The organism is Sulfitobacter faviae (assembly GCF_029870955.1).
In the GTDB taxonomy this organism is placed as follows: Bacteria; Pseudomonadota; Alphaproteobacteria; order Rhodobacterales; family Rhodobacteraceae; genus Sulfitobacter; species Sulfitobacter faviae.
In genome coordinates this window covers 23,490-40,107 of the sequence record NZ_PGFQ01000002.1, presented here as the reverse complement: position 1 = coordinate 40,107, position 16,618 = coordinate 23,490, and the positions used below count along the sequence as shown (strand labels likewise).

The 16,618-nt window shown below is 62.0% G+C and carries 14 protein-coding genes and 5 pseudogenes; 9 read left to right on the top strand and 10 right to left on the bottom strand.

Annotated features, from left to right (window positions below):
• Positions 1 to 8: 8 nt before the first annotated feature.
• A complete protein-coding gene (locus tag CUR85_RS16735) occupies positions 9 to 203 on the bottom strand; it encodes a 2Fe-2S iron-sulfur cluster-binding protein (RefSeq protein ID WP_280322908.1) in 195 nt (64 codons plus the stop codon).
• Positions 204 to 591: 388 nt separating this feature from the next.
• On the bottom strand, positions 592 to 957 hold the full coding sequence (locus tag CUR85_RS16730) for a ferredoxin reductase domain-containing protein (RefSeq protein ID WP_280322907.1): 366 nt from the start codon (positions 955 to 957) through the stop codon (positions 592 to 594).
• A 137-nt stretch (positions 958 to 1,094) separates the two neighbouring features.
• On the opposite strand from CUR85_RS16730, the gene CUR85_RS20370 reads away from it, so the two are divergent.
• The 6 genes and pseudogenes from CUR85_RS20370 to CUR85_RS16705 all read left to right on the top strand — a co-directional run bounded on the left by CUR85_RS20370 (position 1,095) and on the right by CUR85_RS16705 (position 5,762).
• Entirely contained in the window at positions 1,095 to 1,529 is a 435-nt protein-coding gene (locus tag CUR85_RS20370; RefSeq protein WP_280322906.1) for a MarR family winged helix-turn-helix transcriptional regulator, read from the top strand.
• Positions 1,530 to 1,726: 197 nt separating this feature from the next.
• A complete protein-coding gene (locus CUR85_RS20365; RefSeq protein WP_343245481.1) occupies positions 1,727 to 2,341 on the top strand; it encodes a type 2 periplasmic-binding domain-containing protein in 615 nt (204 codons plus the stop codon).
• Positions 2,281 to 2,745, top strand: coding sequence for a type 2 periplasmic-binding domain-containing protein (locus tag CUR85_RS20360; protein ID WP_343245480.1), 465 nt, complete (start codon positions 2,281 to 2,283; stop codon positions 2,743 to 2,745). Before CUR85_RS20365 ends, CUR85_RS20360 begins: the two co-directional genes overlap by 61 nt.
• A gap of 58 nt (positions 2,746 to 2,803) precedes the next feature.
• Positions 2,804 to 3,307: a TRAP transporter small permease gene (locus CUR85_RS16715; protein ID WP_067266537.1), complete on the top strand. Its 504-nt coding sequence runs from the start codon at positions 2,804 to 2,806 to the stop codon at positions 3,305 to 3,307.
• Positions 3,304 to 4,616, top strand: a pseudogene (locus tag CUR85_RS16710) (TRAP transporter large permease). The gene CUR85_RS16715 and the pseudogene CUR85_RS16710 overlap by 4 nt, the downstream one beginning before the upstream one ends.
• Before the next feature lie 94 nt (positions 4,617 to 4,710).
• Positions 4,711 to 5,762 (top strand): annotated as a pseudogene (locus CUR85_RS16705) (M42 family metallopeptidase).
• 22 nt (positions 5,763 to 5,784) lie between these two features.
• On the opposite strand, the pseudogene CUR85_RS16700 reads toward CUR85_RS16705, so the two are convergent.
• The 4 genes and pseudogenes from CUR85_RS16700 to repA all read right to left on the bottom strand — a co-directional run bounded on the left by CUR85_RS16700 (position 5,785) and on the right by repA (position 11,403).
• Positions 5,785 to 7,760: pseudogene (locus CUR85_RS16700) on the bottom strand (sensor histidine kinase).
• Positions 7,761 to 7,902: 142 nt separating this feature from the next.
• A complete protein-coding gene (gene repC / locus CUR85_RS16695; protein WP_067266543.1) occupies positions 7,903 to 9,054 on the bottom strand; it encodes a plasmid replication protein RepC in 1,152 nt (383 codons plus the stop codon).
• Between the two features lie 178 nt (positions 9,055 to 9,232).
• Positions 9,233 to 10,228: a plasmid partitioning protein RepB gene (repB, locus tag CUR85_RS16690; RefSeq protein ID WP_067266545.1), complete on the bottom strand. Its 996-nt coding sequence runs from the start codon at positions 10,226 to 10,228 to the stop codon at positions 9,233 to 9,235.
• On the bottom strand, positions 10,228 to 11,403 hold the full coding sequence (repA, locus tag CUR85_RS16685) for a plasmid partitioning protein RepA (RefSeq protein WP_067266546.1): 1,176 nt from the start codon (positions 11,401 to 11,403) through the stop codon (positions 10,228 to 10,230). The genes repB and repA overlap by 1 nt, the downstream gene beginning before the upstream one ends.
• Positions 11,404 to 11,855: 452 nt before the next feature.
• Between repA and CUR85_RS16680 the strand changes: the two genes are divergently transcribed.
• From CUR85_RS16680 to CUR85_RS16670, 3 genes and pseudogenes are all read left to right on the top strand, one after another.
• A complete protein-coding gene (locus tag CUR85_RS16680; protein WP_067266547.1) occupies positions 11,856 to 12,560 on the top strand; it encodes an ABC transporter permease in 705 nt (234 codons plus the stop codon).
• 14 nt (positions 12,561 to 12,574) lie between these two features.
• A pseudogene (locus CUR85_RS16675) lies at positions 12,575 to 13,269 on the top strand (ATP-binding cassette domain-containing protein).
• Positions 13,266 to 14,078 carry an ABC transporter substrate-binding protein gene (locus tag CUR85_RS16670; protein WP_067266553.1) on the top strand — a complete coding sequence of 271 codons (813 nt, stop codon included), beginning with the start codon at positions 13,266 to 13,268 and terminating at the stop codon, positions 14,076 to 14,078. The pseudogene CUR85_RS16675 and the gene CUR85_RS16670 overlap by 4 nt, the downstream one beginning before the upstream one ends.
• 42 nt (positions 14,079 to 14,120) lie before the next feature.
• On the opposite strand, the gene CUR85_RS16665 is transcribed toward CUR85_RS16670, so the two are convergent.
• The 4 genes and pseudogenes from CUR85_RS16665 to CUR85_RS16650 form a co-directional block, all read right to left on the bottom strand.
• Positions 14,121 to 14,606, bottom strand: coding sequence for a DUF6505 family protein (locus CUR85_RS16665; protein ID WP_067266555.1), 486 nt, complete (start codon positions 14,604 to 14,606; stop codon positions 14,121 to 14,123).
• Positions 14,603 to 15,318 (bottom strand): annotated as a pseudogene (locus tag CUR85_RS16660) (biotin/lipoate--protein ligase family protein). The gene CUR85_RS16665 and the pseudogene CUR85_RS16660 overlap by 4 nt, the downstream one beginning before the upstream one ends.
• On the bottom strand, positions 15,315 to 16,385 hold the full coding sequence (apbC, locus tag CUR85_RS16655; RefSeq protein WP_067266559.1) for an iron-sulfur cluster carrier protein ApbC: 1,071 nt from the start codon (positions 16,383 to 16,385) through the stop codon (positions 15,315 to 15,317). The pseudogene CUR85_RS16660 and the gene apbC overlap by 4 nt, the downstream one beginning before the upstream one ends.
• Before the next feature lie 5 nt (positions 16,386 to 16,390).
• Positions 16,391 to 16,594 carry a DUF6494 family protein gene (locus CUR85_RS16650; protein ID WP_067266562.1) on the bottom strand — a complete coding sequence of 68 codons (204 nt, stop codon included), beginning with the start codon at positions 16,592 to 16,594 and terminating at the stop codon, positions 16,391 to 16,393.
• Positions 16,595 to 16,618: the final 24 nt, after the last annotated feature.

The following is a 16,618-nucleotide window of genomic DNA, read 5'->3' as shown; positions in this document are numbered from 1 at the left end:
TTCCTCCCTCAGATGTCGAGCACAAGGCGCGGAGATTTCGCGCGGCTGACGCAGATTTGCATGACATTGCCCGCCGCGCGCTCGGCCTCGGACAGGACCACGTCGCGGTGATCGGGGGTGCCGCTGAGCACATCGCATTGGCAGATGCCGCAGTCGCCGCGCTGGCAGTCGTACATGACATCGACACCGCCCGCCTCCAGCACGTCGATGATCGACTGGCCGGGGGGATGGTGAAAACCTCCCCGCTTGAGGCAACCTCAACCTCAAAGGCGCTGTCGCCCTCTTGCTCCTGCGGCGCGTCGAAGAGTTCGAAATGGATGCGCTCGGCGGCGACGCCCGCGGCTTCGGCTTTCGCCTTGGTCGCTTCGATCAACCCTTTGGGGCCGCAGACATAGAGATGCGCTTGGGGCCCAAGGCTGTCGATCACCGCGCCGAGGTCGAGCGCCGTCGCGTCATCATCGCAATGCAGATGCAGCGCCTCGCCGAAACTCTCGCGCAGGGCATCGCGGTAGGCCATAACGGGCGCGCTGCGGCCCGTATAGTGAAAGGTGAAGTCCTGCCCCGCGGCCTTGAGCGTCGCCGCCATCGAGATCATCGGCGTGATGCCAATCCCCCCGCCAGCAGCACGGCGGGCGCGTCCGGGGACAGGGGGAAATCGTTCTTTGGCGCGGCGCAGGTGATCTCTGCCCCCGGTTTCAGCCCGTGCATATGGGTCGAGCCGCCCTTGCCCTCGGGCTCGCGCTGAACGGCGATGCGGTAGCTTTCGGGGGCCTCGGGGATCGGATCGAAGGTGATCAGGGAATAGGCGCGGCTGTCGCCATCGGGCAGATCGAAAAGCACATGCGCCCCGGCGTCCCAATGCGGCAACGGGTTGCTGTCGGCGGCTGCAATCTCGAATTCGCTGATGCGATCGGTCAGCGCTGTGACCCTGCGCACGATGGCGTTGATCTTCGACATGTGATGTCCTCCCCTGCCAAACAATATGATTTTTCATATAGTTTTGGTCAAGGGTTTTCTTGCCAAGCGCGAATTTGCCCGCCATTTAGAGAGGCCGAGGCGCAAGGAGCCCTCTTTCCATCAAAGGGTTAATTGGTGTGACGCAGCAAAAGACCGACGCAACCGCCCAAAAGGAGACGGGTCAGGAGGGGGGATTCGTCTCGGATTACCTGCTGTATCTGTTGGCGGCGGCCAGCGATGTGGCGAGCGCGCAGTTCCACGCGCAGGTGCGCAAGGCGGGGCTGCGGGTGCCGGAATGGCGCGTGTTGGCCTGCCTGTCGGACACTGATGGCGCGATGATCACGCAACTCGCGCGCCGGGCGCTGGCCGAACAATCCCGCCTCACGCGGATCATCGCCCAGATGGAAGAACGCGGCCTGCTGCTTCGCCGCAGCGATCCAGCCGATGGCCGCCGCGTGCGGGTGTATCTGACCGACGCGGGCCGCGCGCTGGCCGCCGAACTGGTGCCGCAAGCGCGCCGCCATGAGGCGGCCTTGATGGAAATGCTGAAGGGCAACGAGGGGCGCAGTTGAAACCGGCGCTGAAATCGCTCCTCGCCGCCTTGGACGACACGGGCGATCTTCGCGGCTGATCAGCGCCCTTGCCCCGGGCGCAAAAAATGGTTCCAATCGTGCTGTAAATGTGAATACATGAAAAAGCATATACTTGGCTATACGGGTTTGGGAGAACCCCGCCAAGGCATATCGAACGGTATGGGGAGGAGCCCAAAATGACCAAATTCACCAAGTTTCTCACGACGAGTGCGCTTGCGCTCTGCACCGCGACCGGCGCTTTCGCCGCCGAGACGCTGACCATTTCCACATGGCTGCCGCCAAGCCACCCGGTCAACACCGGCATGTTCACCCAATTGACCGACATGATGGCCGAGGCCAGCGATGGGCTGATCGAGACCGAGTTGAAAAACGGCCTCGCCCCGCCGCCCGCGCAGATGGACCTGCTGCTGGACGGTGCCGCCGATATCGCCATTCTGTTCCACGGCTACACGCCCGGTCGTTTCGTCGGCACGAAACTGGTCGAAATCCCCGGCTACGAAGGCAACGCCGAGGCCGCATCGGTCGCCCATTGGCGCCTGCATGAGGCGATGCTGTCTGAATTGGACGAGCACCGCGGCGTGAAGGTGATCGCGCTCACAACCCACGGGCCGGGGCAAATCCACTCCAACAAAGAGGTCAACACCCTCGACGATCTGCAAGGGCTGAAAACCCGCCTCGGCGGTGGTGTCTCGGCGGATGTGGGGCGGAGCTTGGCCTCGTCGGCATTCAGGTGCCCGCGCCCAAGGTTTACGAAACACTCGATTCCGGGGCCGCCGATGCCGTGGCCATGAACATGGGCGAGCGGATCAGCTTCAAGCTCAACGAAGTGGCCAAGAACGTCTATGAGATGCCCGGCGGCTTCTACCGCGGTTCCTTCTCGGTCATCATGAGCCAAGAGACCTTCGACAGCCTGCCCGAAGACGTGCAGCAAAAGCTCGACAGCGAAGTCTTTGGCGAGACGGCGAGCCGCATGATGGGTGCCGTCTGGGACCAGAGCGACGTTGACGCGCGTGAGGCGACCGAGGCCGCGGGCGACAACAAGATCGTCACCGCCTCGGAAGAGGATCAAGCCCGCTTTGCCGAGATGGCCGCCAAGGTGCGCGACAAGGTGATCGCAGAGCTCGACGAGGCCGGTGTCGATGGACAGGCCGCCTATGAGATGATGCGTGAGGAAATGGCGAAGGCCAGCCAGTAACCCCCACCGCCAAAGGGGCCGGGCGCAAACGCGGTCGGCCCCCAGCCAGGGAACCGCCATGCGCTCTTTAATCCGCCTAACCACCGCCCTCTCGGCCCTGCCGATGACGATGGCCTCTCTCGCGCTCTTCGCGCTGATGGTGCTGACCTTTGCCGATGTCATCATGCGGTCGGTCTTCAACGCGCCCATCGAAGCTGCGACCGAGCTGATCCGTATCGGCATCGCGCTGATCGTTTTCTCTGCCCTGCCGGTCCTGTCGGGCCGCGAGGGGCATATCGCCGCCGATCTTTTGGACCGCCCCTTTGAAAACTGGGGGCTGCAACGCTGGCGCGACGGGCTGGTGACTTTGGGCTGCGGGGTGATGCTGTGGTTTCCGGCGGGGCGGGTCGTCGACCTCGCCTACCGCGCGCTCAGCTATGGCGACGTGACCGAATATCTTGAAATCCCGACCTTCTACATCGGCATGTTCATCGCGGTGATGACCTATCTCACCGCTGTCGTGCTGATCCTGCGCGGGCTTCTGCGCCTCTTTGCGCCGCAACTTCTGGACCCTGCCACATGATCGCCTCTGCCATCGGCTTTGCCGCCGTTTTCGTCCTCGTCTTGCTGCGCTTGCCGATTGCCTTTGCCATGGGCCTCGTCGGGATGATCGGGCTGGTCTATGAGACCAGCTACCGCGCATCGATCTCCATGGTGTCGCGGCTGATCATCGACACCAGCCAAGACTACGGGCTGTCGGTGATCCCGCTCTTCATCCTGATGGGGCTTTTCGTCAACAAAGGCGGGATCAGCCGCGAGCTTTACCAAGTCTCTAACGCCTTTTTGGGCCACTTCCGGGGCGGTCTGGCGATGGCCACCATCGTCGCTTGCGGGGGCTTCGCCGCGATCTGCGGCTCATCGCTCGCCACCGCCGCCACGATGTCCAAGGTCGCCATGCCGGAGATGCGCAAATACGGCTATTCCGACAGCCTCTCGACCGCCTCCATCGCCGCCGGGGCACGCTCGGGATCCTGATCCCGCCGTCGGTGATCCTCGTGATCTATGGCTTGCTGACCGAGACCTCCATCGGCGCGCTGTTCATCGCGGGCATCGTGCCGGGGGCATTGGGCATCCTGCTCTATCTCTGCGCGGTGCGCTTTTCCGTCGCCATGAACCCCGAAGCCGGCCCCGCCGGCCCCCGCGCGACATGGGGAGAGCGGCTGCGCGCGCTCAATCACGTCTGGTCGGTGCTGGCGCTTTTTGCGCTGGTCATCGGCGGGCTCTATGGGGTCTTGGACTTCTGGCCGATCCACCTCGCCTTCTCCCCGACCGAGGCCGCGGGCATGGGGGCGGCGGGGGCCTTCCTCATCGCTTGGGCGCGCGGCGGGCTCAGCTGGCGGGGCCTGCGTGAAGTGCTGGAGGAGACGACGCTCACCTCGGCCTCGCTCTTCTCGGTGTTGATCGGGGCGTGGATCTTCTCCAACTTCGTGAACCTCGCGGGGCTGCCCGAAGGGCTGCTGGCCACCGTCACCGCGCTCGACCTCGGGCCTTGGGTGGTGATGGGGCTGATCCTTCTAATCTACATCGCGCTCGGCTGCATTTTCGAGAGCATGTCGATGCTGCTGCTGACGGTGCCGATCTTCTTTCCGCTGGTCACGAGCCTTGGCTTCGATCCGGTCTGGTTCGGCATCATCGTCGTCGTCGTGACCGAGATCAGCCTGATCACCCCGCCGGTCGGCCTCAATGTCTTTGTCCTTAAAGGGGTGGTCGGCGATGTTTCCACCGGCACGATCTTTCGCGGGGTCACCCCGTTCTGGCTTGTCGATATCCTGCGGCTGATCCTGCTGCTCGTCTTTCCCGCGCTGGTGCTGTTCCTGCCGGGTCAGATGTAACCCCCTGCCCTCTCAGCCTCATCGCGCCGCGCCTGTTTGCACTTCGACAGGCGCGGCGCGATAGTGCGGCCAAATCACCAAGGATGAGGCCAGCATGAACATCGACCTACTCAAAGACCTTTGCGAAACCCCCGGCGTTCCGGGGCGCGAACACCGCGTGCGCGATCTGATCACCCGTGAGATCGAAGGGCTGTTCGACCATGTGGAGACCGACGCCATGGGCTCCCTCCTCTGCCGCCGGGATGCGACGGCGGGCGACGGCAAGGCGCCCAAGATCATGCTGCTCTGCCATATGGACGAGATCGGCTTTCTGGTCAGCCATGTGTCGAAAGACGGGTTCCTATACCTCCAGCCCGTCGGCGGTTTCGATCCGCGCAACCTCTTCTCGCGCCGGGTGCTGGTCTGCACCGATCAGGGCGATCTGAAGGGCGTGATGAACCCCGGCGGCAAGCCCATTCACATCTCCTCCCCCGAAGACCGCAAGAAGATCCCGAAGTCTCGGAATTCTTCGTCGACCTCGGGCTGGGCGAGAAGGCGAAGGAGATCGTCAAGGTCGGCGACTTCGTCGTCATGGACGAGCCTTTTCTTGAGATGGGTGAGCAGTTCGTCTCCAAAGCGCTCGACAACCGCGTGGCCTGCTGGCTGGGGATCGAGGCGATCCGCAAGCTGGCCGATAAGGGGCGTGGCGCGGAGATTCATGTGGCCTTCACCTGTCAGGAAGAAGTTGGCCTGCGGGGCGCGCGCACGGCGGCCTATAAGGTGCAGCCCGACATCGGCCTTGGCATCGACACGACGCTGGCCTGTGACACGCCCGGCGTGCCCGAGCATCTCTCTACCACGCGGCTCGGTAAAGGCTTTGGCCTGCACGTCCGCGACAGCAGCTTCATCGCCGATGTGGACCTCGTGCGCGACATCGAAAAACTGGCCGAGGCGCGCGACATCCCCTTCCAACGCACCATGCTTGCCGCAGGGGGACAAGACGGTGCTGCGGCGCAGCAAGCTGCCGCTGGCGCGCGGGCCGTGGGGATCGTGGTCGGCACCCGCTACATCCATACGGTGACCGAGATGGTGTCGAAAGGCGACCTGCAAGCCGCACTCGACATCCTCGTGGCCTATCTTGAGGGCTTCGACGGCAAGGCAGCCTAAAGCCCCCTGCCCCCCCTGCGCATCACGCGTGTTCAGGGGGGGCCGCATCCTCGGGGGCTTGCGGCAGCCAAACGGTAAAGGCCGCGCCCCCTTCCGCCCGATTGCGGACCGTGATGATCCCCCGGCCCGCTGGATCAGCGTCTGAGAGATCGACAGGCCCAATCCCGTCCCCTCCCCCGGTTTGGTGGTAAAGAAGGGATCGAAAAGCGAGCCGAGCAACGCCTCAGGCACTCCCGGACCGCTGTCATGCACCGACAACGCCACACCGGCCACGCCGTCGCGGTCTTCAGGGCTAAGGTACAATGCCAACCGCCCTGCCCCCTGCATCGCCTGCACCGCATTGACCACAAGGTTCACCACGACCTGCTGAATCTCTCCGGAGTCCGCACGCACTGGCGGCACCACTTCCAGATCGCAATGCACCTCGATCCCGCCCCGGCTGATGAGGTGATCGACCAGCACGAGACAGTCCTGCACCAGAGGCCGGAGCGCAATATTATGTTCACAATCAGAAAACTCGGATGGCGCGGCGAACTTGAGCAATTTGCCGACGATGACCTCGATCCGTGACAGCTGCCGATCGATCAGGCCGAGTTCCGTCGCCACCAGCTCTGCATCCGGGCCGAGCGTCTCCCGGATGACATCGACATTGCCCATGATGACCGCGACGGGGTTGTTGATTTCATGCGCCACCCCCGCGGTGATTTCCCCGATGGAGGCGAGTTTCTCGCTCATCACCAATTGGCGAAAGGTCTGCTCCAGCTTCTCGTTCGCCTCGCGCAGTTCAGCAGTGCGCTGATCAACCCGCTGGTTCAACGCATCATTCCAGCTGCGCAGCTGCCGGTCGCGTTCCTGCACCTGCTCCAGCAACCAATCGAGGTGATGCGCCACCGCCCCGATCTCATCCCGCGCAGGGACCGCGCCGATCCGCGCCGAAAGTTCCCCCTTGCCGACCCGGTGCATGACTTTTGTCATCCGTTCAAGCGGCGAGAAGATACCGCGGGCCAGCCAAAGGAACACCGGCGCCGACAGCGCCAGCACGGCAAAGAACGCGGCCAACATCCACCAGAACGCCTCCCGCTTTGCCTGCGCGAAAGGTGCTTCGAGGAAGCCGACGTAAAGCATCCCCACCCGCTCGCCGAAACTGTCCGTGATCGGCTGGTAGCCAGAGATGTACCAATCGTTCACCACGAAGGCCCGGTCGAGCCAAGTGCGCCCATCAATCAACACGGCCTCCCGCACCTCTGCCGAGACCCGCGTGCCAAGGGCGCGCACATCTTCGAAAAGACGCACATTGGTCGAGATGCGCAGGTCATCTAGGAAAAGCGTCGCTGTGCCCTGCCTGTCGCCACCGGTCACCGCGTTGAGATAGACGAGGTCATTGATCGTATCGATAAAGTTGAGGTTGCGGTTCAACAGCATCCCGCCGACCAAGACCCCCTGCCTGCCGTCCAAATCAACCGGGCTCGCAGCGTGAACCACCATGCCGCGGTCTTCGATCTTTCGGTCCGTGGGCACGGCGGCGGGGGTATCGATCACCGGAACCTGCGCGCGGACCGCGAGGGCGTCGTTCAATCTTGTCAGCCGTGCGTTGCTGAATACGTCGATCTCCGCGCCGCTTTGACCCCGCGCGGCGCGGGCGATCACCGGCCAGTTCTCACCGTCTCCGACGGCGACGTCGATGGGGAGGAATTGTAGAAAATCCAAACCCAGCCGGTCCTGTATCTCGGCGAAGAACGCGCCCCGGTCTGCGTTCGGGTCGTCCAACTGCTGGGCGAATTCGACGGACCCGGCGACGGCGTCCAACTCATTGCCCGTCTGCGCCAACAACCGCGCGAGATATTGGTTGGCGATCCTCAGCTCGCTTTCAACATTCGCGATGAGGACTTCGTCATAATCCGCCGTCCAGCGTGACATGCCCAGAACCAAGAGAAGCGGCATCAGCACAATGAGCGGTGTGAGCGCGAGGACAAGCAGGCGGAGGCGGACAGAGGTCATGGGTTTTCCCGGAGAGCTTCACCTAAGTTAGCGGTTGAACCGAGGAGGGTGAAGCATATGGAGAGATTTTGCCCGCTAGAAAGCCCAATTTCGGAAATTGCCAGGCGTCATTTAACCTAAGTCACTGTAAAAACTATGATTTTCAAATTGTCAGCTGACAATTTCGCCGGTTTGCCAAGGCTGAGACCATCGGACCAAGGGAAAAGGCACCATTTCGAGCCATCTGCGTCAAACGCCTTAGATAAGCTCCGGGGCTACGGATCGTCGCGGCTTTCTCAAGCAAGCAAAGGACCGTCACAGCAGCGCTCTCCGGGCCCATGTCTCGTTTTGCCTCATTTAGCACAGGCGGGTCAATCCCCAGCATTGGAGCAATCTGGTCTCCGACCCGAACAACGTCTCCCCAGTTTCGCATCACATCCGGGAAAAAGCTGCGAACCTCTGTGCAGGCATCCACGACATCCGCGAATGATACGCCTTCTTCTTTCGCAGAATAATCAGGTTCGGCTTTGTCAGGCGTACGCGGGGCCACATCACCGTGATCGCGTTCTTCAGAGCCAAAATAGGATTTATCTGAATCCTGTATGTGCCGCTCATTTTCGCCGTCAGTTACGCTCATTTGACCGGTAAGCGGGGCAGGGGAGAGGGGTGCTGTTTCGCCCACAGGTTCTTCTCCACGGGCATTTTCAAGTGTCATACGGAGCGCCGTCTCAAGCTGAGACAATGCTATTTCATTCGGTTTGCGCCGCAGAATCCGGCCCGCCTCATCAGCCAATCCCTCGCCGCAACCCTTCCTGATCAGCCCATGGCGGAGGACCAGAACGCGATCCCTCAGCGCCTGCAAGCGCTCCTGCTCTGCCTCGGCTGCCTGAGCTGCCGTCTCAATCATCGCTGCCTGCACCACGAGGGGGGCGAGGTCAAAGCCAAAGGCCAGCGCAATGGCGCCCCCGTGGTTCCGTGCAAAACGCTTTCGGTTGGGGCTATCATGTCGCGCAATCAGGCCCACGCGGACCAACTGTGCCAGATGCCGCCTCAGAGTGCTCTCCGGCATACCGTGAAGCCGTTCTGAGAGCCGGGCGTTTGAGGCGAATACAATGCCCGCCGCGCCATCTGGAATATGCCGGCTTGGCAGAAAACTCAGCAAAGCCTTCAATACGGTGAGAGTGCGGTGCGACAGCTCGAAAGCCTCTGCCGCGGTTGTCAGCCGGTCGAGCAAAGCCCATTTGTCCGGCCCCTCGCATTCCACTTGGGCAGCCGATTTCGGCCGCCCGAACGCAGTTCGGAACGTGTTTTTCATTTGAAATCACGAAAGACAACAAAATACCGGCCCTATCCCATCGGGTAGAGTTGACATCGATAAATCTTTGGGGCTATCTCGAAGGTGCAAAGTTTGAGAAGGGCCTTCCGGGATTTATCCTGGGGGGCTTTTCTTTTGTGGTCTTGGATGTGCCTCCTGTTGCTACTTCCTCAATGTCTCACGCGCGGGTCTTCTGCCAGCGGTCGTGAATCTCCTGCAAAAGCTCTTCTGCATGTGCATCGAGCCATTTATCAAAACCCTCCGCTGCGCGCGCGGGAACGGTGACCGTGATACCGCGTTTGCCGCTGCGAATGTCCGCCAGCGCCTTGCCATCCCGGCTCCGCAGCGTGCGGGGCTTGGCCGATGGGGCAGGGGAGGTGGTAGACTTTTCAGGGGTCGCCGAGGCCTCGGCGAAAATCGCCTCAAACCGCTCATCCGAGGTGAATCCTTCCCAATCGGCCCGCGCCATTCGTTTTTCTGCCCGTTCTTTCGCGCCCGGTTGTTCAAACAATTTGACCAGCGCCATCCAGCGATCCCGCCCGATGGATGGCGCTGACCCGATCTGCCGCAGAAAGGGCAGATCGAACGCATGGCCAACCTTGAGCATCCTGCTGACCATTGGCAGGTCGATCGAAAGCGCATCCGCGATTGTCTGCCGGTCATGCCCCCCCGCATCGAGCTGAGCCGCAAAACTCGCTTTCTCGATGAAAGAAAGATCTTGGCGGGCCGTATTCTCTTGGCCCTGCGCCATTACCAAAGCGTGGTCATCCAACTGACGCACCATCGCTTTAACCGGCATCCCAAGCGCTTTCAGTGCCTGAAGTCGCCGCCGCCCGTAGACAATCTCGAACCGTCCCGGGGATTCCGGATGCGGCCGAACCAGAACCGGGACCTGCTGGCCATAGGTCTTCAGACTATCGTGAAGCTGTTTCTGAGCCTGCGTATCAGTCCCTAACCGGTCTTCGACGCCAGCCATATCAATCAGGCTGCCGTCCAATTCTTGAACTGCATTCTCTTGCATCCGGTTCAACGACGACTGAAGCGCCCCAACTGCCCCGCGGGGCATGAGGCTAGGCTTGCTCCGGCTCTTATTCGGCTCTAACGCAGGCTGTTTCGGCAGCTCCGTCTTTGGAGACTTCGTCGGCGCAGATGACAGAATACCTTTGCGTGCCATTATCGCCCCCATGCTTTCTGGATCATGCTTTCGATCTCATCATTCACAAGATTGAGTGAATCCACCGCACGGTCATAGGTCGTTCGATGAAACTGCGACCGGTCAACCTCATAAATGGTCTGATGGGTCAGCCCCGCGTCAGAAATCGCAGTGGATTTCAGCATCGGGGCCACCATGACTTCCTCGTCAAAGAGTTGCCGCAAGAAGGATAGAACCTGCTGCTGCGGCCCGTCATTCGGCTCATAGCGATTGATAAGGAAGCGCAGGAAGTCGAACTCCATGCTTGCCCCCGCATTAGAGACGACATCAAGCAGATCGGCGCTCATCTGAAGAAATTGCGACATCGATGCAACGTCAAGCATGTTCGGAACCACCGTGATCAACACACCCGTCGAGGCGCAAAGCGCGGACATGGTCAAATAGCCCAATTGCGGCGGGCAATCGAAGATCACCACGTCGTAATTCTGCTCTACATCCTGCAAAGATGTCGCCAAACGCGCGAAAAACGGTGGTTGCGTATTGTTGAGCAGTGCCTGAGGCGTTTCGTGCTCGAACTCCTGCAGCATCAACCCGCCGGGGGCCAAATCAATGCCCGTAAAGAAGGTGTTTTGGATCACATCGGCCAAGGGGACGGGATCATCATAGCGGATCGCATCGTAAATGGTGCCGGAGTTCAGGAAATCATACTCAGGCCGATAGCCAAACAGCGTTGTTAGAGACGCTTGCGGGTCGATATCGACACAAAGCACGCGATAGCCTTTGAGGGCCAACCGCTGTGCCGCGTGGATCGCGCTCGTGGTTTTGCCGCTACCGCCCTTGAAGTTCAGAAAGGACAATACTTGCAGTTTATCCCCTTCACGACGGCCGCGTTGATAGGCGCCGCGGGTTTTGGCGGTGGATTCCAATGTCCGCCGGATCGAGAGCAGATCGTCCGCACTGTAGTGCCGCCTCCCGCCGGGGCTGGTCTGGACATCGACGATCTTATTATCGAAGTGGAGTTTGCGAAGGAAGCTCGTGGAAATGCCAAGCAATTCAGCCGCTTCCCCGGCGGAGAACCGGCGCAACTCCTTGCGCGCGTCGGGCGCAAAGACCTTCAGCATGTGACTTTCCAACGCCTCGGAAAGCGTTTCCGCATTACGGCGGATCCGTGTATTGATGTGTACCGTGTCCGTCACATCTGCCCTCGCTCTCAGTAACGCTATTATTCGGTAGCGCTTTTGTTTCCGTTACTTAATGCGATTGGAGCGAAGCTTGCAATAGATTCTTGCGGAAGGAGAGGGCAAGACGGCATTAATTATCTGGGCCAGACGCAAAGATAGAATGCCGTATTCTGCATAATAGATTGTAAATAAACAGTAAAACTATTCTTGCGGCTAGAGGCACTTGCCAGCCACGAGTTGGCCCCACGGGCGAGTTCGCTTGCCCTTGTTAGAGCCACATCCTTCCTTTTGCGGGAATCGCAGGTGGGTCAAGTTGACCTTCCGTCCTTCTGAGCGAGGTAAAATCAAACCCAGCCTGTCTTACTAGGTATTTTCACGCCCACAGGCTCTGGCGTCCGAAGGATAGTCCTGACACTCTGCGCGGGCGATGGGGCCGCGGGCTCCTATTCGGAGGAGGCCTCCGCGAGATGGTCGATATTTGGAGCGGTATCACGCAGGCCTTTTGGCTTGTCTTCACCTTCGATGCCGAGCTGGTGGAGATCGCCGGCCGGTCCCTTCGTGTGACCCTCTCTGCTTTGGCTTTCGCCTGCCTGATCGCGCTGCCCCTCGCCGCTTTGGTCGCCGTCAAACGCTTCCGCGCAAGGCGGTTGGTCATTGCCATGTTGAACGCGCTCATGGGGCTGCCGCCGGTCGTGGTGGGGCTGATCGTCTATGTAGTTCTCTCCCGCTCCGGGCCGCTTGGGGTGTTTGGGTTGCTCTTCACGCCGACGGCGATGATCATCGCGCAGGTGATCATTATCGTGCCCCTGATTGCTTCCATCGCGCATCAGTCGATCCGTGAGCTTTGGCAGGAATATCATGACCTTCTGATTTCGATGAATGTCACGCAGGGCCAGAAGATACGAACTCTGCTCTGGGACTCGCGCCGCGCATTGCTGACTGCGGCACTTGCGGGGTTTGGCCGCGCGATTGGCGAGGTCGGAGCGATCATGATCGTCGGCGGCAACATCGACCATGCAACGCGCGTGTTGACCACGGCCATCGCGCTTGAAACTGGGAAGGGGGAGTTCGCCTTGGCGCTCGCCCTCGGGTTCGTGCTCATCGGGCTGGCGGTGGCGGTGAACCTCGCCATCCATTGGCTGGGCCGGACAGAGCGGGAGGGCCGGTGGTGACGCAACTTTTCCCGATGCGGGCCAAAGCGATCGAAAGCCGCAGGCGGGGGCAGCGGCTGGTGGGGCCGATTGATCTGACGCTGGACGGTCAGGGCGCTACGGTGGTGATGGGGCCGAACGGCGCGGGGAAGACCACGCTGTTGCAATTGCTGCACGGCACCGCCCGGCTCTCGGCGGGAGAGATTGAGTGGGCCTGCTCGACCGAGGAGGCGCGGCATCACCAAGCATTTGTCTTTCAGCGCCCTGTTATGCTGCGGCGGACGGTGCTTGAGAACCTCATCTACCCCTTGCGCCTGCGCGGGGTGTCAAAGGCCCACGCGCGAAAAGAAGCCAAGGAATGGGCCAACCGCGTCGGGTTAGAGCCGCTTTTGAGCCGCGCGGCCCCGGTGCTCTCGGGCGGTGAGCAGCAAAAGTTGGCCCTTGCGCGTGCGCTAATCTGCAAACCCAAATTGCTGTTTCTGGATGAGCCCTGTGCCGCATTGGACGGGCGTGCCACGCGAGAGATCGAGGCGATTTTGCAATCGGCGAAATCGACCGGCACGCGGCTGATCCTATCGACACATGACCTTGGCCAAGCCCGCCGTTTGGCCGATGACGTTTTGTTTCTGCTGGGGGCCGTCTGCATGAGGCCGGTCCCGCGGCTGAGTTTTTCAACCAACCTGTGACCGCAGAGGCTCAGGCATTTCTAAGAGGAGATATCGTAGAATGAAACATTGGATGATCGGCGCAATTTCCGCGCTGGCGATGAGCAGTGCCGCGCAGGCCGCGGATGTGATGAAGATGGCGGTGACCACCTCGTTCAACAACTCGGGCCTTGCTGATGTGCTCCTGCCCGAGATCGCTGCGGACCTTGATCTGGACGTGCAACTGCTGGTCGTCGGCACCGGCCAAGCGATCAAACTGGGCGAGGCGGGCGACGTGGATGCGATCCTCGTCCATTCGCGCAAAGCAGAAGAAGCCTTTGTCGAAGGCGGCTATGGCAGCCACCGGACCGAGATCATGTATAACGATTTCGTCTTCATCGGGCCGAAAGACGATCCGGCGGGCATCGAAGGGTCAGAGGCGGCCACGGCTGCCTTGGGCGCAATTGCCGAGGCGGAATCTGCCTTCGTGAGCCGGGGGGACGACAGCGGCACCCATAAGAAGGAACTGTCCCTCTGGGACGAAGCGGGCCTTGACCCGGCGACATTCGGGGATTGGTACAACGCTGTCGGCGCGGGCATGGGCGCCGCGCTCAACACCGCGTCGGGGATGCCCGCCTATGTCATGTCGGACCGCGCGAGCTGGCTGAACTTCGGCAATAAGGGCGATCTGGCGCTGCTCTACGCGGGCGATCCGGTTCTGTTTAACCAGTATGCCTATCTGCCGGTGAACCCTGAAATGCATGGCCATGTGAAAAACGAACTGGCCTTGAAGTTGGAGGTTTGGCTGACATCAGACCGCGCGAAAACCCTGATCAATGACTACAAGATCAACGGTGAGACGCTCTTTGTCTTCAACGCGGCAGAGGCTGAATAGCCTTTGTTAGAGACCATCCGCGCCCGCCGGGGCGCGGGTGGTTCAGTCGGGCAGGTCGCCGTGGATGGCGAATTGCTCGAGGCCTGCGTCCTGCGGCTGGATCATGCGGAAGCTCTCGCGCACGCCCGCCTCGGTCAGTTCGCGCGCCACGGTGAGCAGGCAATTGGGCGCGTGGTCGGCGCAGAGATCGACCATCTGCGCCAGCTCCTCTTTCGCCACGGGGCGCGCGGCATCGACCGAGGGTGCGCCGTAGTAGGTCACGAAATGCTGCGCCAGCAGGGCCGTGAGCGCTTCGACCTCGGCCTCTTCGATCTGGGTGACGGCCGCGAAGGTGACGCGGCCAAAGGTTTCCAGCCCCAGCCACCCGTTGGCAAAGGCTTGGCGCGCCTTGCCGGTCAGGTCACCCTCGGTCCAGTCCGAGAACTCGAAGCCGCCCGAGATGCACCATTCGCCGGTGCGGGCGGGGGAGGCAAAGACGTTGCGGTCGCTTTCGTCGAAATGGATCGCGCGGGCGAGTTTGAGGGTCATGGGGCGGGCTCCATTAGGGTGGTGAGCGGGATCAGGCGGGTGGTCTCTCCGTCCCGCAGTAACATGCCGAAATCCTCGTCGACACCGATGAATCTACTGCTTTGGCCCTGCACGGTCACCTGTGTGTCGAGGTTGAAGACCAACCCGCGCCATTCACTATGAAGCGCTTTCGGGCCGAGGTCTTCCCAGCGGTTGATCCAATGCAAGCTGTGCCGCGCCCAGGATTCCACGAGGGCAGGGGGCTGGACCTCGGCACAGCCTTCGGCATAGAGCGCGGTTTGATCGGGGGTGAGGCCGGTCCGGGTCATCTCGGGATCGTCGGCGGGGTAGAGAGGCAGGGTGAAGCCCACGACGAGCCAGTCGGGGACCGCCTGAGCGTCAGTCGTGGAGGCCGCCATGCGAAAGCGGCCACAGGAGGCGCCGTTGAGGCGGATGCCGCCGTCCCAGTCGAGCTGCACCGCCACCTCAGGCGGCGACAGCGCGCCGAGGGCGTTTTGAAATCCGACGCCGCAGAGCGGCAGCATCGCCACGGCGCGCGCCAGCGGCACCTCGGGGCAAAGACCAGTGCGGCCTCGATCTCGGCCCCGTCCAGCCGGTAGCAAATCAGCCCCGCGTCGCAGCCCTCGGCCGCGCGGGCGCAGGCGGCGGCGAGGGCATCGCCCGTCACCGCCTCGCCCGACATCAACGGGGGAAAGGACAGGGTCTCGCTCATGCCGCGCCGCTGTCGACCAATGTCTTGGCGATGGCATGGAAGGCCGCGGCCTGCTTGCTGTCGGGCTGGCTCACGGTGATCGGCGCGCCACCGTCGGAGGCGAGGCGGATCTGCAGGTCGAGCGGCACTTCGGCGAGCAGCGGCACGCCCCATTTCTCCGCTTCCGAGGCGACACCGCCGTGACCGAAGACATGCTCTTCGTGGCCACAGTTCGAGCAGACATGGGTCGACATGTTCTCGATCATGCCGAGGATCGGGACCTTCAGCTGGTTGAACATGTCGATGCCCTTGCGCGCATCGATCAGGGCCACATCCTGCGGCGTAGAGACGATTATCGCGCCATCGACCCGCGCCTTTTGCGCCAGTGTCATCTGCACGTCGCCGGTGCCCGGCGGCAGGTCCACGATCAGCACGTCGAGCGCGCCCCATTGCACCTGCGTCATCATCTGCTGCAACGCGCCCATCAGCATCGGCCCGCGCCAGACCACGGCCTGATCCTCGTTGGTCATGAGCCCGATCGACATCATGGTGACGCCGTGGTTGCGCATCGGCAGGATGGTCTTGCCATCGGGCGAGGCCGGGCGGCCCGTGACGCCGAGCATCCGCGGTTGGCTGGGGCCGTAGACATCCGCGTCCAGCAGGCCCACGCGGCGCCCTTGCGCGGCCAGCGCACAGGCGAGGTTCGCCGAAACGGTCGATTTGCCGACACCGCCCTTGCCCGAGGCCACGGCGATGATCCGGTCAACACCGGGGATCTTCTGCGGGCCCGAAGGCTCCGTTTTGCGCTGCGGCTTGAGGTCCGGGGGCGGAGCCTTCTCGCTGTGGCCGGTCAGCACGATGGAGACTTTCGAGACCCCCTCGACCTTTGCCAGTGCGGCTTCGGCCTGCGCCTTGGCTTCCTCGTAGGCCTTGGCCTGCGCGGGCGGGATTTCCATCACGAAACGCACCGCGCCTGCGTCATCCACGTTGAGCGCGCGCATCACGCCGCTGGCCACGATATCGGTGCCCGTGGCCGGATCGGTCACGGTCTTCAAGGCGGTCAGGACCGCGTCTCTGCTGGCAGTCACGTCGCTTATGCCTCGCCCTTATCCGCGCCGGCGATGGTGCCGTCGATGGTATGTTCCAGTCCCAGTTCCGGGATCGAGATCACGGCCTTCACCGGGAAATTTTTGCCGGCGGTGTCATGCTCGCGCATGGCTTTCTCGATGGCCTGCTGCGAGGTCACGCCGACCTGTTTGAGAAACTTGCGCATCGACATGTTGAAGTCTTCGCTCATGGGTGGCTCCTGTGCTTGGGGGCG